Here is a 21,548-nt window from a genome sequence, read left to right as displayed (position 1 = left end):
CTGTCGCGCCTGGGCTCCCTGCGCGGCGGCGGTGCCGGCGCCCTAGTCCACCAGGTCCCGCACCACGGCGTCGGCCAGCAGCCGGCCCCGCAGCGTCAGCACCGCCCGCCCCGCCGCGTACGGCGCGGCGTCCAGCAGGCCGTCCGCCAGCGCCCGCTCCGCCGCCGCCAGGCCCGCCGGCTTCAGCAGTCCCAGCTCGACGCCCTCCCGCAGCCGCAGCTCGAGGAGCACCCGCTCCACGCGCCGGTCCTCGTCCGACAGGACCTCGCGCCCGGCCCCCGGCGACCTGCCGGAGCCCAGCGCCGCCGCGTACGCGCCCGGGTGCTTCACGTTCCACCAGCGGACGCCGCCGACGTGGCTGTGGGCGCCCGGTCCGGCGCCCCACCAGTCGGCACCGCGCCAGTAGAGCTCGTTGTGGAGGCAGCGGCCGGCGTCGGAGGTGGCCCAGTTGGAGACCTCGTACCACTGGAAGCCCGCTCCGGAGAGCACGTCCTCCGCCATCAGGTACCGGTCGGCGTGGGCGTCGTCGTCCGTCATGGGTATCTCGCCGCGCCGGATGCGCCGGGCCAGCTGGGTGCCCTCCTCGACGATCAGCGCGTAGGCGCTGATGTGGTCGGGTCCGGCGCCGATCGCCGCGTCGAGGGAGGCCCGCCAGTCGTCGTCGGACTCGCCGGGCGTGCCGTAGATCAGGTCGAGGTTGACGTGCTCGAAGCCGGCGGCCCGCGCCTCCGCGACGCACGCCTCCGGCCGCCCGGGCGTATGGCTGCGGTCGAGGATCTTCAGCACGTGCTGCCGGGCGCTCTGCATGCCGAAGGAGATCCGGTTGAAGCCGCCCTCGCGCAGCGTGGCGAGATACGCGGGGTCGACGGACTCCGGGTTGGCCTCCGTCGTCACCTCGGCGTCGTCGGCGAGCCCGAACTCGTCCCGGATCGCCCCGAGCATCGACACGAGGTCGCCCGCGTCGAGCAGCGTGGGCGTGCCGCCGCCGACGAAGACGGTCCGCACGGGGCGCGGGTCGTCGCCGAGGACCTTGCGGGCGAGCCGTATCTCCTCGGCGACCTGCCCGGCGTAGTTCTCCCGGGAGGCGAGCACGCCGCCGGCACCGCGCAGCTCGCTCGCGGTGTAGGTGTTGAAGTCGCAGTAACCGCACCGGGTGGCGCAGTACGGCACGTGCAGATAGAACCCGAGAGGTCGCTCCCCGGCGCCCTCAAGGGCGTGGGCGGGCAGCGCCCCGTCCTCGGGCATGGGCTCACCATCGGGCAGTACGGAAGGCATGAAGCCATTGTCCCGTACCGCCCGACATCTCCGCCGGGCCTGTGGATAACTCCTGAACCCGCAGGCCAGGGGCCTACGCCTCCCGCGCGCCCTCGTACATCTCGTCGATCAGGTGCTGGTAGGTCCGCTCCACCACCGGCCGCTTCATCTTCAGGCTCGGCGTGAGCTCGCCGTGCTCGACGTCCAGGTCGCGCGGCAGCAGGCGGAACTTCTTGATCGTCTGCCAGCGCTGGAGGCCCTCGTTGAGGCGGCCGACGTAGCCCTCGATGAGCTTCTCGACCTGCGGGGCGGCGACGACCTCGGCGTACGACTTGCCGCCGAGCTCGTGCTCGGCGGCCCAGCCCTGGATGGCGGGCTCGTCGAGGGCGATGAGCGCGGTGCAGTAGTTGCGGTCGGCGCCGAGCACCACGATGTTGGAGACGAACGGGCAGACGGCCTTGAACTGGCCCTCGATCTCCGTCGGGGCGATGTACTTGCCGCCGGAGGTCTTGAAGAGGTCCTTCTTGCGGTCGGTGATGCGCAGGTAGCCGTCGGCGGACAGCTCGCCGATGTCGCCGGTGTGGAACCAGCCGTCCGACTCCAGGACCTCGGCGGTCTTCTCCGGCAGGCCGTGGTAGCCCTCCATGATGCCGGGGCTGCGCAGCAGGATCTCGCCGTCGTCGGCGATGCGGACCTCGGTGCCGGGCAGCGGCTTGCCGACGGTACCAGTGCGGTAGGCCTCGCCGGGGTTGACGAAGGAGGCGGCGGAGGACTCGGTGAGGCCGTAGCCCTCCAGGATGTGGATGCCGGCACCGGAGAAGAAGTAGCCGATCTCGGGGGCGAGCGCGACGGAGCCGGAGACGGCGGCGCGCAGCCGGCCGCCGAAGGCCTCGCGGAGCTTCTTGTAGACGAGCGCGTCGGCGACCTTGTGCTTGGCGGCGAGGCCGAAGGGCGCGGAGGCGGTGCCGGTGCGGCGGAAGTTGTCCTGGGTGACCTTGGCGTACTCGCGGGCGATGCCGGCCGCCCACTGGAAGATCTTGTACTTGGCCCCGCCGCCCTCGCGGGCCTTGGCGGCGACGCCGTTGTAGACCTTCTCGAAGATGCGCGGCACGGCGGCCATGTAGGTGGGCTGCACGATCGGCAGGTTCACGATGATCTTGTCGATGCGGCCGTCGACGGCGGTGACGTGGCCGACCTCGATCTGGCCCGAGGTGAGCACCTTGCCGAAGACGTGGGCGAGCGGCAGCCACAGGTACTGGACGTCGTCCTGGGTGACGAGGCCGGTGGCGGCGATGGCCTTGGCCATGTACGACCAGCTGTCGTGGCGCAGCCGGACGCCCTTCGGGCGGCCGGTGGTGCCGGAGGTGTAGATGAGGGTGGCGAGCTGCTCGCGGCTGATCGCCCCGACGCGCTCCTTGACGACCTCCGGGTGCTTCTCCAGGTACGCCTTGCCGCGCGCCTCCAGGTCGGCGAGGGTCAGCACCCACTCCTCGGAGGTGTCGGCGCCCTCGGCGTCGATGACGACGACGTGGTGGAGGTGGGGCAGGTCGGCGCGGCGCTCGACGGCCTTGGCGAGCTGGTCGGCGTTCTCGGCGATCAGCACGCGCGACTCGGAGTCGGAGAGGATGAAGGCCGACTCCTCGGCGTTGGTCTGCGGGTAGACCGTGGTGACGGCGGCGCCGGCGCACATGACGCCGAGGTCGGCGAGGATCCATTCGACGCGGGTGGCGGAGGCGAGTGCGACCCGCTCCTCCGGCTGGACGCCGAGATCGATGAGGCCGGCGGCGATGGCGTGGACGCGCTCGGCGGCCTGCGCCCAGCTGAGCGACTTCCACTCGTCGGGGCCCTGACCGGCGGCGGGGACCGGGTAGCGGTACGCCTCCGCGTCGGGGGTCCGCTCGACGCGCTCAAGGAAGAGCGCCGCGACGGACGGCGGCCGGTTCTCGATCAGGGTCTGGGTGTCGCTCACGACGTCCTCCGGGCGGCGGCGGTGCGGTCAGGCGGGGCGCAACTAGGCGTATCTAACTGGCGAGTAACCTTCAGGCGGCTTCAGAGTAGAGCGCGTTGGACTGGCGCGTAAGAGCTTGCATATAACGAACGGGTCTGCACGCCATCGGCGCGCAGACCCGTTCGTGTCGGCCTCGTGGTGACCTCGCGAGGGCCTGGTGGCGGCCTCGCGAGCACCTCGTCGGGGCGGGGCTCGGCTACTTCTTGGCCTTGCCCGCCGACTCGTCGCTGGACAGGACGGCGATGAAGGCTTCCTGCGGAACCTCCACCGAGCCGACCATCTTCATCCGCTTCTTGCCTTCCTTCTGCTTCTCGAGCAGCTTCCGCTTACGGGAGATGTCACCGCCGTAGCACTTGGCGAGGACGTCCTTGCGGATGGCGCGGATGGTCTCACGGGCGATGACCCGGGAGCCGATGGCGGCCTGGATGGGCACCTCGAACGCCTGCCGCGGGATGAGCTCGCGCAGCTTGGCGACGAGCCGCACACCGTACGCGTAGGCCGCGTCCTTGTGGGTGATCGCCGAGAAGGCGTCGACCTTGTCGCCGTGCAGCAGGATGTCGACCTTGACCAGGCTGGACGCCTGCTCGCCGGTGGGCTCGTAGTCGAGCGAGGCGTAGCCGCGGGTCTTGGACTTCAGCTGGTCGAAGAAGTCGAAGACGATCTCGGCCAGCGGCAGGGTGTAGCGGATCTCGACGCGGTCCTCGGAGAGGTAGTCCATGCCGAGGAGGGTGCCGCGCCGGGTCTGGCAGAGCTCCATGATCGAGCCGATGAACTCGGTGGGGGCCAGGATCGTGGCGCGCACGACCGGCTCGTACACCTCGCTGATCTTGCCCTCGGGGAACTCGCTCGGGTTGGTGACCGTGTGCTCGCTGCCGTCCTCCATGACCACGCGGTAGACCACGTTGGGGGCGGTGGCGATCAGGTCGAGACCGAACTCGCGCTCCAGGCGCTCGCGGATCACGTCCAGGTGGAGCAGGCCGAGGAAGCCGACGCGGAAGCCGAAGCCGAGGGCGGCGGAGGTCTCCGGCTCGTAGACGAGCGCGGCGTCGTTGAGCTGCAGCTTGTCGAGCGCGTCGCGCAGCTCGGGGTAGTCCGAGCCGTCCAGCGGATACAGACCGGAGAAGACCATCGGCTTCGGGTCCTTGTAGCCGCCGAGCGCTTCCACGGCACCCTTGGACTGCGAGGTGATCGTGTCACCGACCTTGGACTGGCGGACGTCCTTCACGCCGGTGATCAGGTAGCCCACCTCGCCGACGCCGAGGCCGTCGGCCGGCAGCATCTCGGGCGAGTTGGTGCCGATCTCCAGGAGCTCGTGGGTGGCGCCGGTCGACATCATCCGGATGCGCTCGCGCTTGTTGAGCTGGCCGTCGACGACTCGGACGTAGGTGACGACGCCGCGGTACGAGTCGTAGACCGAGTCGAAGATCATCGCGCGGGCCGGGGCGTCGGCGACGCCGACGGGGGCCGGGATGTCGCGGACGACGCGGTCGAGCAGCGCCTCGACGCCCATGCCCGTCTTGGCGGAGACCTTGAGGACGTCCTCCGGCTGGCAGCCGATGAGGTTGGCCAGCTCCTCGGCGAACTTCTCCGGCTGGGCGGCCGGCAGGTCGATCTTGTTGAGCACCGGGACGATGGTGAGGTCGTTCTCCATCGCCAGGTAGAGGTTGGCCAGGGTCTGCGCCTCGATGCCCTGGGCCGCGTCCACCAGCAGGATCGTGCCCTCGCAGGCGGCGAGCGAGCGCGAGACCTCGTAGGTGAAGTCGACGTGCCCAGGCGTGTCGATCATGTTCAGGATGTGCGTCCGGCCCTGCTCGGACCCCTCGGTGGGGGCCCAGGGCAGACGGACCGCCTGGGACTTGATCGTGATGCCGCGCTCACGCTCGATGTCCATCCGGTCGAGGTACTGGGCGCGCATCTGCCGCTGGTCGACCACACCGGTCAGCTGGAGCATCCGGTCGGCGAGCGTGGACTTGCCGTGGTCGATGTGCGCGATGATGCAGAAATTGCGGATCAGAGCCGGGTCGGTACGGCTCGGCTCGGGCACGTTGGTAGGAGTCGCGGGCACGCAGGCTTCTCGTCTCGGGCGGTGTTCGGAACGGGTACGTAGGGTCCATGGTCCCATGACTGCGGCCCGGTGCTCGGTTTGGGCGGTGTGGAGAGCGGCTGATACCGTGGACAGCTGTGTCTTGTATGCCCTCTCAGCTTGCAAGGCGCATCCTGAAGAAACATCGAACCTGTAAAGGCTCTTTTCGTGGCGAACATCAAGTCCCAGATCAAGCGGAACAAGACCAACGAGAAGGCGCGCCTGCGCAACAAGGCCGTCAAGTCGTCGCTCAAGACCGCGATCCGCAAGGCCCGTGAGGCTGTCGCCGCCGGCGACCTCGAGAAGGCCACCGTTGCCGCTCGTGCCGCCTCGCGTCAGCTCGACAAGGCTGTCTCGAAGGGTGTCATCCACAAGAACGCCGCCGCCAACAAGAAGTCGGCGCTGGCCACCAAGGTTGCCTCCCTCCAGGGCTGAGCTCTGATGTGACCGGCCGTACGGGACTCAAGCGGGCCCTCTAACCGCTCCCGCCCGGCCACCCGGCTCCGTACGCGAGACGCGTTCGCCACGCGTGTACGAGCCACCCCAGCTGTACGACGAAGGCCCCGCCGCTCTCCTTCCCCAGGAGGCGACGGGGCCTTCGTCGTGCTCGCGGGCCCGTTGTCAGGCGCGGCGCATGCGGGCCGCGCGCGCGATCGTGACGACGGCCTTCTCCAGGGCGTACTCCGGGTCGTCGCCGCCGCCCTTCACGCCCGCGTCGGCCTCGGCGACCGCGCGCAGGGCGAGGGAGACGCCGTCGGGGGTCCAGCCGCGCATCTGCTGGCGGACGCGGTCGATCTTCCACGGGGGCATGCCGAGCTCGCGGGCGAGGTCGGCCGGGCGGCCGCCGCGGGCGGAGGAGAGCTTGCCGATGGCGCGGACGCCCTGGGCGAGGGCGCTGGTGATCAGGACGGGCGCGACACCGGTCGACAGGGACCAGCGCAGGGCCTCCAGGGCCTCGGCGGCGCGGCCCTCGACGGCGCGGTCCGCGACCGTGAAGGACGACGCCTCGGCGCGGCCCTTGTAGTAGCGCCCGACGACCGCCTCGTCGATGGTGCCGTCGACGTCCGCGGTCAGCTGCGCCACGGCGGAGGCCAGCTCCCGCAGGTCGCTGCCGATGGCGTCGACAAGGGACTGGCACGCCTCGGGCGTGGCGGACCGGCCGAGCGACCGGAACTCCTGCCGGACGAACGTCAGCCGCTCGGCCGGTTTGGTCGTCTTGGGGCAGGCCACCTCCCGCGCGCCCGCCTTGCGGGCCGCGTCGAGGATCCCCTTGCCCTTGACGCCACCCGGGTGCAGCAGCACGAGGGTGATCTCCTCGGCCGGCGCGTCGAGATACGCCTTGATCTCCTTGACGGTGTCCGCGGCGAGGTCCTGCGCGTTCCGCACGATCAGGACCTTGCGCTCGGCGAACAGCGAGGGGCTGGTGAGCTCCGCGAGCGCGCCGGGCGGCAGCTGGTCGGCGGTGAGGTCGCGCACGTCCGTGTCGGCGTCGGAGGCCCGGGCGGCCGCCACCACCTCGCGGACCGCGCGGTCGAGCAGCAGGTCCTCCTGGCCCACGGCGAGCGTGACAGGGGCGAGGAGGTCGTCGGGGGAGGACTTCTTGGTGGCCATCGTGCTCAAGGATCCCACGCGCCACCGACACTCCCCCCATCGCCGAGAATGTGCACGTGAACGATGTGAGACACGTACTCGTCCTGCCCGACCGCGACTCCGCCGAAGAGGTCGCCGAGGCACTCCCCGACCGTTTCGTCCTCGCCGAGGACCCCCGCCTCGTCCGCGACGCGCTCGCCGGCGAGGACGACGCCGAGGACGCCCAGTGGCTCGTCGTCGTCGAGGACCCGGAGGGCCTCCTCGACCCGGCGGCCCTGGACGCGCTGGCCGCCGAGTACGAGGGCTGGCGCGAGGAGCCGTAGGCCGGTTCAGCCCTGCGCGGCCTTCGGGACGATCTGGATGTCCAGGTCGATGGTGATGCTGGAGCCGACCGCCGCGATGCCGCGGGCCAGCAGCGTCTGCCAGGTGAGGGTGAAGTCCTCGCGGTGCAGCTCGGTGGTCGCGCGGCAGGCGCCGCGCGTCTCGCCCTGGAGGCCGTTGCCGAGGCCCAGGTACTGGGTGTCGAGGGTGACCGTGCGGCTGACGCCGTGCAGGGTGAGCGCCCCGGTGACGGCCCAGCGGCTGCCGCCCTTGTGGACGAAGCGCTCGCTGAAGAACTCCATCGTCGGGTACGCGCCGACGTCGAGGAAGTCGCCGGAGCGCAGGTGGTCGTCGCGCATCTGGACGCCGGTGTCGATGGAGGCCGCGTCGATCACGACGTGCATCGCGGAGTGCTCCATGCGCTCGGCGATCCGGACCGCTCCGGCGAAGCTGTTGAAGCGGCCGTGGATGCGGGCGAGGCCGATGTGCCGCGCGGTGAACCCGATCTGGGAGTGCATCGGGTCGATCTCCCAGTCGCCGGGCGCGGGCAGCGACTGCTGCGGCGCGACCTGGAGCCGGACGTCGCCGAGGCCGGCGTGACCCCTCTCGTTGACGACGGCGTTGCCGTGGTACGGGGTGTAGCCCTCGGACGTGATCGCGAGCCGGTACTCGCCGGCCGGCACGGTCGCGAGGACGCTGCCGTACGGGTCGGTCTCACCGGCCAGGACCTTGCGGCCCGCAGCGTCGCTGACCACGAACTCGGCCTGACGGACTGGCTCGCTGACCGGATCGAGCACCCGGCAGCTGAGGAGACCCGCCGACGGCGGGACCGCGAGTCCCGCGAGCGGGCCGCCCCGGGAGGCTCCCGAACCACGCTTACCGAACAGACCGAACACTTCCCGTACCCCCGGACAAACCGCTGACGTTTCCGTTTCAACGAAGACGCATTCGATCACCGTTGCCCCGTTCGAGGCAAACGGCGGAAGTGTTACCGAGAGTCCGAATTGGGGATTCCGCTTACTCGTATACACCGACGGGCGTCCGCTCCGGTAGCTCCCGCAGCCGCGCCAGCGGCGAGGGCAGCACCCAGACGACCGCGAGCAGCGTGCCCACCGTCGCCAGCCACAGCGTCGGGCGCAGCCCGAGCGCCGTGCCGAGCAGACCACCGAGCAGCGCGCCCAGTGGACGGAAGCCGTGGTTGAGCGTCCGGAAGGCTCCCATCGCGCGGGCGCGTATCGCGTCGGGTATCAGCGCCATCTGGAAGGAACCGACCGCGATGTCGGCCAGCATCACCCCGGCGCAGGAGAGGAACTCCGCCGCGAACAGCAGCCCGGCCACCGACGGCACCGGCCCGCTCGCCGCCGGCACCAGGAGCAGCGGCAGCGCGAAGCCCACGAAGCCGGCCACCAGGGACGGTCCGACGCCGATCCGCCGGACCACCGCCCCGGCACACGCCGCCCCGATCAGCCCGCCCACGGCCCCGGCCGCCAGCACCGCGCCGAGCACGCCCGCGCTCAGCCCGAGTTCGGTCGTCACGTAGAGCACGAAGAGGGTGTGGAACATGAAGTTAAAGCACTGCACCGTGCCGCACGCGGCGAACAGCGCCCGCATCGACTGGTCCCGCACGACCCAGCGCAAGCCCTCGGTGAAGTGCCCCTTCTGCACCGGCGCGGGAGCCGGCTCGACCGGGCTGATCCGGGCGAGAAAGCCCGCCGAGGCCAGAAAGGTGGCCGCGTCCGCGAGCAGTGCGAGCGGCGCGGTCAGCACCTGCACGAGCACCCCGCCGATCGCCGGCCCCGCCAGCCAAGCCATCGAACGGCTGCCGTTGACCAGGGAGTTCGCCTGCACGTACCGCTCGGCGGGGACGAGCGCCACGAACAGCGTGCTGTTGCACACGTGGTACGACCAGCTGGCCACCGATTCGCCGGTCAGCTCGGCCGCCCTGGTGACGGTGAACGGCCCGCTGGTCCGGAGCAGGCCCACGAGGGTCATCCGGGTCGGATGGGCATAGGCGCGCAGGGCACGGGGGTCGGTGAGCTGAATGCTGCGAGGCTGCTCCGTCATGATCTCCTTTACAAGCGTTCTCCTGATGGCGTCGCCGCGAGCCCTTCGCTCGCGCCCGTGACCGCGATCGCCCCGTCCCGGTCCGTGCTCAGCACCCGCGCCCCGCCGGCCCTCAGCGCCTCCACCGTTCGCGGGGACGGATGGCCGTACGGGTTGTCCCGGCCTGCCGACACCAGTGCCAGCCTCGGCCGCACCGCCCGTATCAGGCCGGGGTCCTGATGGGCCGAGCCGTGGTGGGCGACCTTGAGCACGTCCACGGGCGGCAGCGTCGGGTAGGCCCGCAACAGGCGCTGCTGGGCCGTGGGTTCGAGATCGCCGAGGAGCAGCAGGGTCACCCCGCCGGCGGCCCTGACGAACAGCGTCACGCTCGCGTCGTTCGCCGCCGACTCGCCCTCCTCGTCCACCCACCGCACCCCCGGACCGGCCCGCGGCCACAGCACCCGCCACTCCAGCGGACCGAGCCTGCGCCGCTCCCCCGCCGCGGCCCGCACCACCGGCACCCCGGCCGCCCGCGCCGTGCGCCGGACGAACGCGGCCTGGGAGGGCGGGTCTTCGAGTCCCGTCGTCTGGATCACCCCCACCGCCCGGCCGCGCAGCACCCCGGGCAGGCCGGCCACATGGTCGGCGTGGAAGTGGGTGAGCACCAGGAGCGGGATCCGGCGCACGCCGAGCTCTCTGAGGCACCGGTCGACCAGCGCCGGATCCGGTCCGGCGTCCACCACGACGGCGGCGTCGCCGCCGGCCGCGAGCACGGTCGCGTCGCCCTGTCCGACCTGGCACATCGCGAACACCCAGCCCGGTGGCGGCCAGCCGGTGACCAGCCGCACCAGCGGCGGCGGCCGGACGACCGCCAGGAGCAACAGCGCGGCACACCCCGCGCCCAGCCATCGTCGGTACGGCAGCCCCCGCACGGCGAGCACCACGAGCCCGGTGAGCAGCGCAAGCAGCAGGCCGCCCCACCAGCCGTCCAGCCAGGCCGTCTCCGCGCCCGGCAGGCCCGCGCCCGTGCGGGCCACCGTCGCGATCCACCCGGCGGGCCAGGCCGCGATACGCGCCACCGCCTCGGCGGCCCCCGGCCACAGTGGCGCCAGACCGAGGACGGCGAAGCCGAGGACCGTGGCCGGGGCCACCGCGGGCTCCGCGAGCAGATTGGCGGGGACCGCGACCAGACTCATCCGGGCCGCGAAGACCACCACGACCGGCGCGCACACGGCCTGCGCCGCGAGCGCCGCCCCCAGCGCCTCGGCGATCCTTCCCGGCACCCCGCGTCGCCGCAGCGCCTCGCTCCAGCGCGGGGCGACCGTGAGCAGGGCGCCGGTGGCGAGGACCGAGAGCAGGAAGCCGTAACTCCGCGCCAGCCAGGGGTCGTAGAGCACCAGGACGAGCGCCACGGCGGCGAGCGCCGGGATCAGCGAACGGCGCCGGCCGGTCGCGAGCGCGAGCAGGGTGACGAGCCCGCACGCCGCCGCGCGCAGCACGCTCGGGTCGGGGCGGCACACCACGACGAACGCGAGCGTCAGCCCGCCCCCGGCGAGCGCCGTGACCCGCAACGACATGCCGATCCTCGGAGCGAGCCCGCCCCGCTCGGCGCGCTGCGCGGTGCCGGGCCGGCCGATGAGGAGCAGCAGCACGATCGTGAGGTTCGACCCCGACACGGCGAGGAGATGGGTGAGGTCCGTTGCCTCGAACGCCTCCTTCAGCTCGGGCTCGATCCGTGAGGTGTCGCCCACCACCAGGCCCGGCAGCAGCGCCCGCGCGTCCGGTGCGAGGCCCTCCGTCGCCCGGCGCAGTCCGGCGCGCAGCTCCCCGGCCGTGCGCTGGAGCACGCTGGGCGGCCCGGTGATCCGTGGCGGCCCGTCGCCGTCGGCCCGCAGCACGGCGGCGAAGGGGTCCCCGTCCCGTGCCGGGGCGAGCCGCCCGGTCACCGCGATCCGGGTCGAGGGCAGCAGCGCCTGCCAGTCCAGCCGCCCCTCCCCCGGCCCGTCCCACTCGGGGACGAGCAGCATGACCGGCGCCCGCGTCCGGTGCACCGCGCGGTCGCGGTCCTCGACCCGGGTCACCTCGCCCTCGACGACCACCAGCACCGGGGTCGCCCGGCTGCCGCGCACCCGTGGCCGGGTGAGCCGGGGGTCGGCGGTGACCGTCAGGTCGACCGTCACCCGGCCGCCGTCGCGGGCGAGTCCGGGCACCGGGCCGCGCCGCAGGTCCGCCGCGTGCAGGGCGCCGGACGCGGCTCCGGCGGCCGCGCACAGCAGCACTCCGGCGCAGGCGGTCGCCCGCAGTCCGCCCCGTGCCGCCGGCAGCAGGAGCAGCGCGGCCCCGCCCAGGCAGAGCAGCACACCCCCGACCGTCCACCAGCCGGCGACGCCCACCGCGAGCGCCGCCCCGCCCCACGCGGCGAGGGCCGGCGGGACGAGCCGCAGATCGGCCGGCCCCTCGTCCCAAGGCGCCGCCGGGCGGCTGTCCCCGCTCATGGCCTGACCAGTGGCGCGAGGTCCGCGAACCGGCGCTCGCCGATCCCGTTGACGTCGCGCAGCTCGGTGACCGAACGGAAACCCCCGTGCTCCGTTCGGTGCTCGACGATGTGGCGGGCGAGGACCGGGCCGACCCCGGGCAGGGCGTCGAGCTGCTCCACGGTCGCGGTGCTGAGGCTCAGCGGACCGGCCGGCCCTGGAGGCGCCAGGCCCCCGCCGGCACCGGTGGCCACACCGCCCGCCGGAGCGGCCCCGGCCGGGAGCCCGACCACGACCTGCTCGCCGTCCATCAGGACCCGGGCCCGGTTGAGGCCCGTCATGTCCGTGCCCGGGCGAACGCCGCCCGCCGCGCGCAGCGCGTCGGTGACGCGGGACCCGGCCGGCAGGGTGAACACGCCGGGCCTGCGCACCTTTCCGCCGACGTCCACCACGACCACCGCGCTCGCGGCGGCCGCAGCGGTCGGCGACGGGGCCGCGGACTCCGGCAGCGCGGGCTCCGCCTCGGGCAGCGGCCGCGCCGCCACGACCACCTCCGGCGCCCTGACCTGCTGCGGCCGCCCGGTCCAGAAGTAGATCCCCGCTCCTCCGGCGGCCACCACCAGGACCACCGCGAGGGCGGCCAGCGAGCGCCGTTCCAGCCCGCACCGGGACTGCACCCACAGCGGCATCCGCTCGCGCAGCGCGAGCCGTAACCGCTCCCGGGCCCGGATCCCCGGCGGGTCCGGTGGTGCCGACGCGTCCGGTGGGTCCGGTGGGTCCGCCGGCGGCAGAGGTGGAGGCAACGGCGAAGGCAGAGGCCGGGCAGGGGCGGGCGCGGGTGCCGGTGCGGGTGCACGCCCGGGTCCAGGCGCGGGTGCGGGTGCACGCCCGGGTGCGAGTCCAGGCGCCGGTGCGAGTCCGGGCGCGCGTACGGGTGAAGGTGCGGGTACGGGTGAAGCTGCGGGTACGGGTGAAGCTGCGGGCATGGGTGAAGGTGCGGGCATGGGCACGTGGGGCTCCGGCGGGGCCGCCGTCGCCGGGAACAGCGCCTCGCCCCGGCGACGTACCGCCTCCGAGACCGCGCCCGCCGCGTGCCTGCCGGGTCGTGCCGCCCTTGTGCGCCGCTTGGCGCGGCCGTCCGAACCGGGCGCTCGCCCGGGTCCGCTCGTAGCCGCGCCGCGTCGTGATCCGATGTCTGTGCGAAGAGTCATGGATCCGACGGTAGGGACCGGAAGGGGGCTGTGCCGGGGCGCCTCAACTTCTGTGGACAACCACCCGGTTGTGGATAACTCCGTCACCCTTCCGACGGGTTTGGACGCCCTCGGCGGGCCGTCAGCGCGGCGAGACGACGACCGCGAGCAGCCCCGGCCCGGTGTGCGCGCCGATGACCGCGCCGACCTCGGTGACCTGGAGGTCCTCGATGGCCGGCAGGCGTTCGTGCAGCCGCTCGGCCAGGACGGCGGCCCGTTCGGGCGCGGCGAGGTGGTGCACGGCCACGTCGACGGGCCCGCTTCCGGCCCGCTCGACGGCGATCTCCTCCAGGCGGGCGATGGCCTTGGAAGCCGTACGCACCTTCTCGCGCAGCTCGATCCGCCCGCCCTCGAGTTCGAGGAGCGGTTTCACGGCCAGCGCGGAGCCGAGGAGCGCCTGGGCGGCGCCGATGCGCCCGCCGCGGCGCAGATAGTCGAGGGTGTCGACGTAGAAGTAGGCGGAGGTGCTCTCGGCCCGCTTCTCGGCGGCCGCGACGGCCTCGTCGAGCGAGCCGCCCGCCTCCACGACCTCCGCCGCCGCCAGGGCGCAGAAGCCGAGGGCCATCCCGACCATCCGGGTGTCGACGACCCGTACGGGCACGGGCGCGTCCTTGGCGGCGAGCACGGCGGCGTCGTACGTGCCGGAGAACTCGCCGGACAGATGGAGCGAGACGATGCCGTCGGCACCCGCCTCGGCGGCGCGGCGGTAGGCCGCCGCGAAGACCTCGGGGGCGGGCCGCGAGGTGGTCACCGCGCGCCGTTTCTGCAGCGCCTCCGCGAGCGAGCGGGCCGAGATCTCGGTGCCCTCCTCCAGCGCACGGTCGCCGATGACGACGGTGAGCGGAACGGCGGTGATGGCGTGCCGCTCCATTGCCTGGGGTGGCAGGTAGGCCGTGGAATCGGTGACGATCGCGACATGCCGGGACATGAGCGGGAGGTTACCCGCCGGGGCCGCCGCCCGGCAGCCCGGCCCCGCCCTCGGGACCTCCGGTCACGAATCCGGCGGCCCCGAAGCAGCCCTCAGGGCCCCTCAGCCGGTGGCCTTCTCGGGCCGGGCCGACTTCTCCCACGGGTAGGCCGCGGCGCGCGGGGCGGGCCCGGTGATGGCCTGCGCCTGCCCGGCCGTCCCGGCCGCCGGAGCAGCCGCACCCGCATCCGTACCCGCATGCGTTCCCTGGCCGTCGCGCACGCCTTCACCGGTCGCGTCGGCGGCGGTCCAGTGCCGCAGCGCGCCCGCCTCCATGTCGATCTGGGCGCTCAGCGAGTCCAGGTCGTCGGCGGCGAACTTGCGGGCCCGGTCCCGGGCGGCGAAGCGCAGGGCGTCGGCGGAGTGGGTGATCTGCTCGGTGCGCCGGCGGAGGTCCGGCAGCTGGGTCGCCGTGTGCGCCCGGTCCGGCTCGCGCTCCAGGCGCTTGAGGTCCTCGTCCAGCTCGCGCCCATGGGCCGTGAGCCGGTGGAAGAGGTCCAGGGACTCCTTGAGGGATTCGTCCTGGGCGACGCCCGCGTGCAGGGCGTCCTGCGTGGCGCGCATCGAGGTGCGCAGCGCCAGCCGCAGCTGGGCCAGCTCACCGGCGACCCCGGCCTGGCCGAAGCTCTTGGCCCGCAGCGTGGTGTCCTCGACGGTGCGCCGGGCGTGGTCGATGGTGCGGTCGACGCCACGCTTGGCCGCCTTGGCGACCTTCACCGTGGCATAGACCCCGAGCGCCACGAGAGCAACGAAGAGCAACGCCATGATCGTGATCGCGGCTTCCATGTGCTTCGCCCCTCCGGCCTCGGTTGTGGTTCTTCCACCGTAAACGGAAGGGGCAGGCCGGCGGTTCCAGTGGAACCCCCAACCTGCCCCTACCCGTCCCCTAGGGGACCTGCCTCACGGGCGGCCCGGCATCAGCCAGCGACGATGTTGACCAGCTTCGGCGCGCGGACGATCACCTTGCGGATCTCCGCGCCGCCCAGCGCGGCGACCACGGCCGGGTCGGCCAGGGCCAGCGCCTCCAGGTCGGCGTCGGTGATCGACGGGGAGACCTCCAGGCGGGCCTTGACCTTGCCCTTGATCTGGACGACGCAGGTCACGGTCTCGTCCACGACGTAGGCCGGGTCGGCGACCGGGAAGTCCTGGTGGACGACCGACTCGGTGTGGCCCAGGCGGTGCCACAGCTCCTCGGCGATGTGCGGGGCCAGCGGGGCGATCAGCAGCACCAGCTGCTCGGCGACCGGCCGGGGCAGCGCGCCGCCGGACTTGGTCAGGTGGTTGTTCAGCTCGGTGATCTTGGCGATGGCCGTGTTGAAGCGCATCGCGACCATGTCCTGCGAGACCCCGTCGATGGCCTTGTGCAGGGCGCGCAGGGTGTCCTCGTCGGCCGGTTCGTCGACGACGGTGACCTCGCCGGTCGTCTCGTCGACGATGTTGCGCCACAGGCGCTGCAGCAGCCGGTACTGGCCGACGACCGCACGCGTGTCCCAGGGGCGGGAGACGTCCAGCGGGCCCATGGCCATTTCGTACAGGCGGAGCGTGTCGGCGCCGTACTCGGAGCAGATCTCGTCCGGGGTGACGGCGTTCTTCAGGGACTTGCCCATCTTGCCCAGGACGCGGCTGACCTTCTCGCCCTGGTAGTAGAACGCGCCGTCGCGCTCCTCGACCTCGGCGGCCGGGACGGCGATGCCGCGGGCGTCGCGGTAGACGAACGCCTGGATCATGCCCTGGTTGTAGAGCTTGTGGAACGGCTCGGCCGAGGAGACGTGGCCCAGGTCGAACAGGATCTTGGACCAGAAGCGCGCGTACAGCAGGTGCAGCACGGCGTGCTCGGCGCCGCCGACGTACAGGTCGACACCGCCGGTGGGCATGCCCTCGCGCGGGCCCATCCAGTACTGCTCGATGGCCGGGTCGACCAGCTTCTCGCTGTTGTGCGGGTCCAGGTAGCGCAGCTCGTACCAGCAGGAACCGGCCCAGTTGGGCATGGTGTTGGTCTCGCGGCGGTACTTCTTCGGGCCGTCGCCCAGGTCCAGCGTGACGTTGACCCAGTCCTCGTTGCGGGACAGCGGGGTCTCCGGCTGGGTGTCCGCGTCGTCCGGGTCGAAGGTGCGCGGCGAGTAGTCCTCGACCTCCGGCAGCTCCAGCGGCAGCATGGACTCGGGCAGCGAGTGGGCGACGCCGTCCTCGTCGTAGACGATCGGGAAGGGCTCGCCCCAGTAGCGCTGGCGGCTGAACAGCCAGTCGCGCAGGCGGAAGTTGACGGTGCCCTCGCCGATGCCGCGCTCGGTCAGCCAGGCGGTGATCCGTTCCTTGGCCTCGACGACGCCCAGGCCGTCCAGGGCCACGTCCTCGTTCGAGGAGTTGATCAGCTTCGCCTCGTACGAGCCGAAGGCGTCGTCCCACGTCGACGGGTCGGTGCCGCGGTCGTCGGACGGCTCCACGACGCAGCGCATCGGCAGTTCGAAGGCGCGCGCGAAGGCGAAGTCGCGGGCGTCGTGCGCCGGGACGGCCATGATCGCGCCGGTGCCGTAGCCCATCAGGACGTAGTCGGCGATGAAGACGGGGACCTGCTCGCCGCTGACCGGGTTGGTCGCGTAGGCGCCGGTGAAGACGCCGGTCTTCTCCTTGGCCTCGGCCTGCCGCTCGACGTCGGACTTGGACGCGGCCTGCTTGCGGTAGGCGTCGACGGCCTCGGCGGGGGTGGCGTGTCCGCCGGTCCACACCTCGTGGGTGCCCTCGGGCCAGGCGGCCGGGACGATCTTCTCGACCAGGTCGTGCTCGGGGGCCAGCACCATGTAGGTGGCGCCGAACAGGGTGTCCTGGCGGGTGGTGAAGACGGTGATGGCGCCGGCGTCGCCGACCTGGAAGTCGACGCGAGCGCCCTCGGAGCGGCCGATCCAGTTGCGCTGCTGCAGCTTGATGGCCTCGGGCCAGTCCAGCGCGTCCAGGTCGTCGAGCAGGCGGTCCGCGTAGGCGGTGATGCGCATGTTCCACTGGCGCAGCTTGGCCTTGAAGACGGGGAAGTTGCCGCGCTCGGAGCGCCCGTCGGCGGTGACCTCCTCGTTGGCCAGCACGGTGCCCAGGCCGGGGCACCAGTTGACCGGCGCGTCGGAGGCGTACGCCAGGCGGTACTCGCCCAGGACCTCGGCGCGCTCGACGGCGCTCAGGGCGCTCCAGTCACGGCCTCCGGGGACCTCACGGGTGCCGTTCTCGAAGCGCTCGACCAGCTCGGCGATCGGACGGGCCTGCTTGGCCTCGTCGTCGTACCAGGAGTTGAAGATCTGCAGGAAGATCCACTGGGTCCACTTGTAGTACTCCGGGTCGATCGTGGCGAACGACCGGCGCTTGTCGTGGCCCAGGCCCAGCCGGCGCAGCTGGGCCTTCATGTTCTCCATGTTGGCCTCGGTGGACACCCGCGGGTGGGTGCCGGTCTGCACGGCGTACTGCTCGGCCGGCAGGCCGAAGGCGTCGAAGCCCAGGGTGTGCAGGACGTTGTGCCCGGTCATGCGCGCGTGACGGGCGAAGACGTCGGTGGCGATGTAGCCCAGGGGGTGGCCGACGTGCAGGCCCGCGCCCGACGGGTACGGGAACATGTCCATGATGAACTTCTTGGGGCGGGCCGCGACGGCCGCGTCCCCGGCGAGGTCGCCGGTGGGGTTGGGGGCCTCGTAGGTGCCCTCGGCGTCCCAGGCGTCCTGCCAGCGTGCCTCGATGTCGGCGGCCATGGTCGCCGTGTAGCGATGCGGGGCCGCCGTCTCGGCAGCCGTGTTGATCTCGGTCATGATCCTTGAAGCTCCATCGATCGTCTCTGCCCACTGCCAGCACTGCCACGAAATGAAAAATCCCCTCGCACAGGAGGGGACGCCGCGCCGATGCCGACCGGATGTTCATCCGTCGGGACTGATCAGCGCGGCCCGCTAAGCAGAAGGCGTACGGCACGCATGGCGTCAGGGTACCGCAGGGCCCGATCGGGCCGCATCGGCGTTCCGGGGGCCGAACGCACGAAGAACACGATGAACACACGAAGAAGCGGGCCATCCGAATCGGATGGCCCGCTTCCTTTTGTGGAGCTAAGGAGAATTGAACTCCTGACCTCCTGCATGCCATGCAGGCGCTCTACCAACTGAGCTATAGCCCCTTGTACGGGTTCTGTGGAGCTAAGGAGAATTGAACTCCTGACCTCTTGCATGCCATGCAAGCGCTCTACCAACTGAGCTATAGCCCCTTGTTTAGTTGTGTCGGCCCGGTCTCCCGTGCGGCGACGGAAAGAACAGTAACCGGCCGCCCGGCCGATCGCCAAATCCGTATCCGGGGCCGCTCCGGACGGGCGGGTAGGGTCGCCACCTGTGTCCGTCTCCGCGCCCTCCCCCACCCGCGCCCGACCGTGGCCTCTGGTCACCGCCGCGGCGGTCTGTCTGCTCTCGTTCACCGCGTTCTGGGTGGCGCAACGCCTCGCCCACGTGAACATGCTGGACGTGATGGTCTACCGCGCGGAGGCCGAGACCCTGCGGGCCGGCGGCGACCTGTACGCGATGCGCGCCACCTCGGCGAACCTCGCGATGACCTATCCGCCGTTCGCGGCCGTGCTGTTCCTGCCGCTGACGCTGGTGGGCGTGCCCCTGATGCGGACGCTGAACACCGCCGGGAACCTGCTCCTCGTGGTGGCCCTGGTCCAGCTGTCGCTCCAGCTGGTCCGCCCGTCGCTCGCCCGCCCTGGCGCCCGCGCCGACCTGTGGCGTACGACACTGTGGATCGCCGCGGTCGTCGTGTGGTGCGAACCGGTGTGGACGACGCTGCGGTACGGGCAGATCAACCTGCTCATAGCGGTGGCGGTGCTGTGGGACCTCACCCGCCGCGAGGGGAGCCGCAGCGGCCGCTGGGCCGGCCTGGGCATCGGACTCGCCACCGCCGTGAAGCTCACCCCTGGTCTCTTCGTGGTCCTGCTGTTCGCCGCCGGGCTGGTGCTGTGGCGCCGGGACCGTGCCGCGGGCGCCGGTTCGGGCCGGGGCGTGAACGCGTGGCTGCGTACGGCGCTGACGGCGACCGGTGTGTTCCTGGCGACGACGCTGGTGATGGCGGTGGCGCTGCCGGCCGACTCGAGGACGTTCTGGACGCGGACCCTGTTCGAGACGGGCCGGGTCGGCCACACCGAGGAGACCGCCAACCAGTCCCTCAGTGGCGTCCTGGCCCGGCTGATGCACACCGACGCGCCGGGCCTGTGGTGGGTGGCCGCGGCCCTGCTGCTGGGCGGTGCGGCGATGGTGCTCGCGGTACGGGCGGCGGTGCGCGGCGACCGCGCGGTGGCCGTGGTGATCACGGCGTTCACGGCGCTGATGATCAGCCCGATCTCGTGGTCGCACCACTGGGTGTGGGCCGTGCCCCTGCTGATCCTGCTGCACGAGCGCTGCACGCGCGCGTGGCCGGTGACGGCGGCGGTGGCGCTGGCCTTCGCCTCGTTCGCGCTGTGGTGGGTGCCGCACGACCCGGGCCGGCCCGAACTGGAGCAGAACGCGGGCCAGATGCTGCTCTCGGCGGTCTACCCGCTGACGGCGCTCGCGGTCTTCGCCGGCTACGCGCTGTCGCTGCGGCGGGCGCGGAACGAGCCCCTCCCGACCACGGTCCCGCACCCTCGGGAGGAGACCCGGGAGACGCACGGGACGCGGGAGCCCCAGACCGCTCGGGCCGCTCAGGCCGTCGCGAAGGAGTAGAACCGCTTCAGGGTGCAGTGCTCGTCGAGGAGCCGGCCGTAGATCGGCTCCCCCTCGAGCTCGCGGTAGGTCTCGATGGGGTCGCCTTTTATGATCAGCGCCCGCGCGCACTCCTCGCACCAGTACTGGAACGAGGGGTTCACGGGGTCCATGTCGCGGACGATGGGCGTCCCGCTGCCACACCAGTCGCACTTCCGCCGGTGCGCGCCCATCACTCGGCTCCCGTCACGGTCGCGGCACACGCCGCTCCTGCGAGGGGTGTCCATGGTCCTGGGGCGGAATCCGCGACGGCATCGGCTGCGATCTCCTCGGCACCGTCCACGGCCATGCGCGCTCCCTCCCGCCTGGACCCTCTTCCCCTCCGGCGGTCCGATTCTGCCATGGCCCCGCAAGGGGGTCAGCGTCGTCGGCGCAGCAGGCTCGCCGATGCCCCCAGGACCGCCGCCGCGGCCAGTGCGAGGGTGCATACCCACAGCGCGTCGGCGGACACATGTGCCCCCGGTCCGGTGATGCGGCCCAGGAAGAGCGCGCCGAACGCGGCGACGCCGATCAGCTGACCGAGCTGGGTGACGGTGGCGAGCAGTCCGCTGGCGTCGGCGGCATCAGTGGGCCGTACGGTCGCGAGCGCACCGGTCAGGGCCGGGCTGAAGGCCAGCGCAAGCCCGGCGCCCATGGCGCACAGGACCGGGTAGAGCACCCAGCCGCCCGTGCCGCCGTCCTTCAGGACGGCGCCCACGCCCACCGCGGAGGCGGCCGTGAGGAGGAAGCCGCCGGGCACCAGGAACGGCTGCAGCCGGGCCGGCCAGCGCCGCCAGGTGAGGCCGACGAGCCCGAAGACGGCGGCGGTCGGCGCGAAGGTGAGGCCGGTGCGCAGGGCGCTGTGTCCGAGCCCGCCCTGGAGGTGCAGGGTGAGGGTGAACAGGAATCCCGCGTTGACGGCCATCACGGCGGCGATCCGCAGGACGGCCTGGCCGATGCCGGGGGTGCGCAGCACCCGGGGCGCGATGAGCGGGGCGCCGCCGCGCCGGGCGAGCGCGGCCTCGTACGTGCCGAAGGCGGCGAACAGGAGCAGCGAGCCGGCGAACGACAGCCAGGTCCACAGCGGCCAGCCCTTCTCCTGGCCGAGGACGAGCGGGACGGTGAGCAGCGTGACGGAGCCGGCGAGCAGCAGCAGTCCGGGCAGGTCGAGGGAGCGGGCCCGCTCGGCCTCGGTGCCCGCGTCGCGCGGCAGCGCCCGGGCGCCGAGGACCAGCAGTACGAGGCCGATGGGCACGTTGACCAGGAAGACCGGGCGCCAGCCGGTGCCGAACAGGTCGGCGCTGACGAGGACGCCGCCGACGACCTGGCCGGCGGCGGCGCCGGTGGCGAGGACGGCGGAGTAGGCGCTGAGCGCGCGGACCCTGCCCTCGCCGGTGAAGTTGCGCTGGATGAGGCTGAGCACCTGAGGGATCATCAGGGCCGATCCGGCGCCCTGCACGACCCGGAAGGCGATCAACTGGCCGGTGTCGGCGGCCAGTCCGCAGGCGAGCGAGGCGGCGGTGAAGAGCGCGAGCCCGGCGAGGTAGACGCGCCGGTGGCCGAGCCGGTCGCCGAGCCGTGCACCGGTGATCAGCAACACCGCGTAGGCGATGGTGTATCCCGCGACGACGAGCTGGATCCCGGCGCCGGTGGCGGCGAGTTCGGTACGGATGGTGGGGGCGGCGACGTTGACGATGAAGGCGTCGAGCAGGGCCATGAACTGGGCGGCGAGCACGACGGCGAGCAGGGCGCGGGGGCGGTTGTCGGTGCCGGGGTCTTTACTGAGTACGGGACGTGTGGTGGTCGTCGTCATACGAGGAGCGTGACGC

The 21,548-nt window shown here is 72.4% G+C and carries 16 protein-coding genes and 2 tRNA genes; 3 read left to right on the top strand and 15 right to left on the bottom strand.

The features are described from left to right. Positions 1–42 precede the first annotated feature (42 nt). The 3 genes from hemW to lepA all read right to left on the bottom strand — a co-directional run bounded on the left by hemW (position 43) and on the right by lepA (position 5,327). Positions 43–1,275: a radical SAM family heme chaperone HemW gene (gene hemW, locus ACIRSU_RS17610; RefSeq protein WP_403793014.1), complete on the bottom strand. Its 1,233-nt coding sequence runs from the start codon at positions 1,273–1,275 to the stop codon at positions 43–45. Between the two features lie 73 nt (positions 1,276–1,348). Continuing rightward, entirely contained in the window at positions 1,349–3,223 is a 1,875-nt protein-coding gene (locus ACIRSU_RS17605; protein WP_403793012.1) for an AMP-dependent synthetase/ligase, read from the bottom strand. Positions 3,224–3,458: 235 nt separating this feature from the next. Then, the gene (gene lepA / locus ACIRSU_RS17600; RefSeq protein ID WP_403793010.1) at positions 3,459–5,327 is read right to left on the bottom strand and encodes a translation elongation factor 4; all 1,869 of its coding nucleotides are present in this window, start codon (positions 5,325–5,327) and stop codon (positions 3,459–3,461) included. Positions 5,328–5,513: 186 nt separating this feature from the next. Here lepA and rpsT point away from each other — a divergent pair, with 186 nt between their 5' ends. Further along, positions 5,514–5,780 carry a 30S ribosomal protein S20 gene (gene rpsT, locus ACIRSU_RS17595; protein WP_030211082.1) on the top strand — a complete coding sequence of 89 codons (267 nt, stop codon included), beginning with the start codon at positions 5,514–5,516 and terminating at the stop codon, positions 5,778–5,780. Positions 5,781–5,966: 186 nt separating this feature from the next. Here rpsT and holA read toward each other — a convergent pair whose 3' ends face one another. After that, positions 5,967–6,956: a DNA polymerase III subunit delta gene (gene holA, locus ACIRSU_RS17590; RefSeq protein ID WP_403793008.1), complete on the bottom strand. Its 990-nt coding sequence runs from the start codon at positions 6,954–6,956 to the stop codon at positions 5,967–5,969. Positions 6,957–7,012: 56 nt separating this feature from the next. Here holA and ACIRSU_RS17585 point away from each other — a divergent pair, with 56 nt between their 5' ends. Then, positions 7,013–7,258, top strand: coding sequence for a hypothetical protein (locus tag ACIRSU_RS17585; protein WP_403793006.1), 246 nt, complete (start codon positions 7,013–7,015; stop codon positions 7,256–7,258). A gap of 6 nt (positions 7,259–7,264) precedes the next feature. Here ACIRSU_RS17585 and ACIRSU_RS17580 read toward each other — a convergent pair whose 3' ends face one another. The 9 genes from ACIRSU_RS17580 to ACIRSU_RS17540 form a co-directional block, all read right to left on the bottom strand. After that, positions 7,265–8,152 (bottom strand): YceI family protein, encoded by an 888-nt coding sequence (locus ACIRSU_RS17580; protein ID WP_403793004.1) that lies wholly within the window; start codon positions 8,150–8,152, stop codon positions 7,265–7,267. Positions 8,153–8,273: 121 nt separating this feature from the next. After that, positions 8,274–9,320, bottom strand: a complete 1,047-nt coding sequence (locus tag ACIRSU_RS17575) for an MFS transporter (protein ID WP_403793003.1) — start codon at positions 9,318–9,320, stop codon at positions 8,274–8,276. Positions 9,321–9,328: 8 nt separating this feature from the next. Further along, positions 9,329–11,794, bottom strand: a complete 2,466-nt coding sequence (locus ACIRSU_RS17570) for a ComEC/Rec2 family competence protein (protein WP_403793001.1) — start codon at positions 11,792–11,794, stop codon at positions 9,329–9,331. Then, entirely contained in the window at positions 11,791–12,576 is a 786-nt protein-coding gene (locus ACIRSU_RS17565; protein ID WP_403792999.1) for a helix-hairpin-helix domain-containing protein, read from the bottom strand. The genes ACIRSU_RS17570 and ACIRSU_RS17565 overlap by 4 nt, the downstream gene beginning before the upstream one ends. A gap of 529 nt (positions 12,577–13,105) precedes the next feature. Next, the gene (locus ACIRSU_RS17560) at positions 13,106–13,951 is read right to left on the bottom strand and encodes a DegV family protein (RefSeq protein ID WP_403792997.1); all 846 of its coding nucleotides are present in this window, start codon (positions 13,949–13,951) and stop codon (positions 13,106–13,108) included. Positions 13,952–14,053: 102 nt separating this feature from the next. Next, positions 14,054–14,776, bottom strand: a complete 723-nt coding sequence (locus tag ACIRSU_RS17555; RefSeq protein ID WP_403792995.1) for a hypothetical protein — start codon at positions 14,774–14,776, stop codon at positions 14,054–14,056. Between the two features lie 131 nt (positions 14,777–14,907). Beyond that, on the bottom strand, positions 14,908–17,775 hold the full coding sequence (gene leuS / locus ACIRSU_RS17550; RefSeq protein ID WP_403792993.1) for a leucine--tRNA ligase: 2,868 nt from the start codon (positions 17,773–17,775) through the stop codon (positions 14,908–14,910). 283 nt (positions 17,776–18,058) lie between these two features. Then, positions 18,059–18,131, bottom strand: a tRNA-Ala gene (locus ACIRSU_RS17545). Between the two features lie 14 nt (positions 18,132–18,145). Beyond that, positions 18,146–18,218 (bottom strand) — tRNA-Ala (locus ACIRSU_RS17540). Positions 18,219–18,339: 121 nt separating this feature from the next. Between ACIRSU_RS17540 and ACIRSU_RS17535 the strand changes: the two genes are divergently transcribed. Next, on the top strand, positions 18,340–19,701 hold the full coding sequence (locus ACIRSU_RS17535; protein ID WP_403792992.1) for a glycosyltransferase 87 family protein: 1,362 nt from the start codon (positions 18,340–18,342) through the stop codon (positions 19,699–19,701). On the opposite strand, the gene ACIRSU_RS17530 is transcribed toward ACIRSU_RS17535, so the two are convergent. Continuing rightward, the gene (locus ACIRSU_RS17530; protein ID WP_265862737.1) at positions 19,680–19,913 is read right to left on the bottom strand and encodes a hypothetical protein; all 234 of its coding nucleotides are present in this window, start codon (positions 19,911–19,913) and stop codon (positions 19,680–19,682) included. The two genes, ACIRSU_RS17535 and ACIRSU_RS17530, sit on opposite strands and share 22 nt — an antisense overlap. 185 nt (positions 19,914–20,098) lie before the next feature. Beyond that, the gene (locus ACIRSU_RS17525; protein ID WP_403792990.1) at positions 20,099–21,532 is read right to left on the bottom strand and encodes an MFS transporter; all 1,434 of its coding nucleotides are present in this window, start codon (positions 21,530–21,532) and stop codon (positions 20,099–20,101) included. Between the last annotated feature and the right edge of the window lie 16 nt (positions 21,533–21,548).

This window comes from Streptomyces sp. NPDC101160, assembly GCF_044768205.1.
In the GTDB taxonomy this organism is placed as follows: domain Bacteria; phylum Actinomycetota; class Actinomycetes; order Streptomycetales; family Streptomycetaceae; genus Streptomyces.
Note: the sequence above shows the minus strand (reverse complement) of the source record. Positions and strands in the feature narration are given on the sequence as shown.

Bases quoted from the DNA above. Each gene is read 5' to 3' on its own strand.
- hemW (WP_403793014.1), bottom strand. From the start codon at position 1,275: ATGCCTTCCGTACTGCCCGATGGTGAGCCCATGCCCGAGGACGGGGCG.
- holA (WP_403793008.1), bottom strand. From the start codon at position 6,956: ATGGCCACCAAGAAGTCCTCCCCCGACGACCTCCTCGCCCCTGTCACG.
- ACIRSU_RS17575 (WP_403793003.1), bottom strand. From the start codon at position 9,320: ATGACGGAGCAGCCTCGCAGCATTCAGCTCACCGACCCCCGTGCCCTG.
- ACIRSU_RS17570 (WP_403793001.1), bottom strand. From the start codon at position 11,794: ATGAGCGGGGACAGCCGCCCGGCGGCGCCTTGGGACGAGGGGCCGGCC.
- ACIRSU_RS17560 (WP_403792997.1), bottom strand. From the start codon at position 13,951: ATGTCCCGGCATGTCGCGATCGTCACCGATTCCACGGCCTACCTGCCA.
- ACIRSU_RS17555 (WP_403792995.1), bottom strand. From the start codon at position 14,776: ATGGAAGCCGCGATCACGATCATGGCGTTGCTCTTCGTTGCTCTCGTG.
- leuS (WP_403792993.1), bottom strand. From the start codon at position 17,775: ATGACCGAGATCAACACGGCTGCCGAGACGGCGGCCCCGCATCGCTAC.
- ACIRSU_RS17530 (WP_265862737.1), bottom strand. From the start codon at position 19,913: ATGGGCGCGCACCGGCGGAAGTGCGACTGGTGTGGCAGCGGGACGCCC.
- ACIRSU_RS17525 (WP_403792990.1), bottom strand. From the start codon at position 21,532: ATGACGACGACCACCACACGTCCCGTACTCAGTAAAGACCCCGGCACC.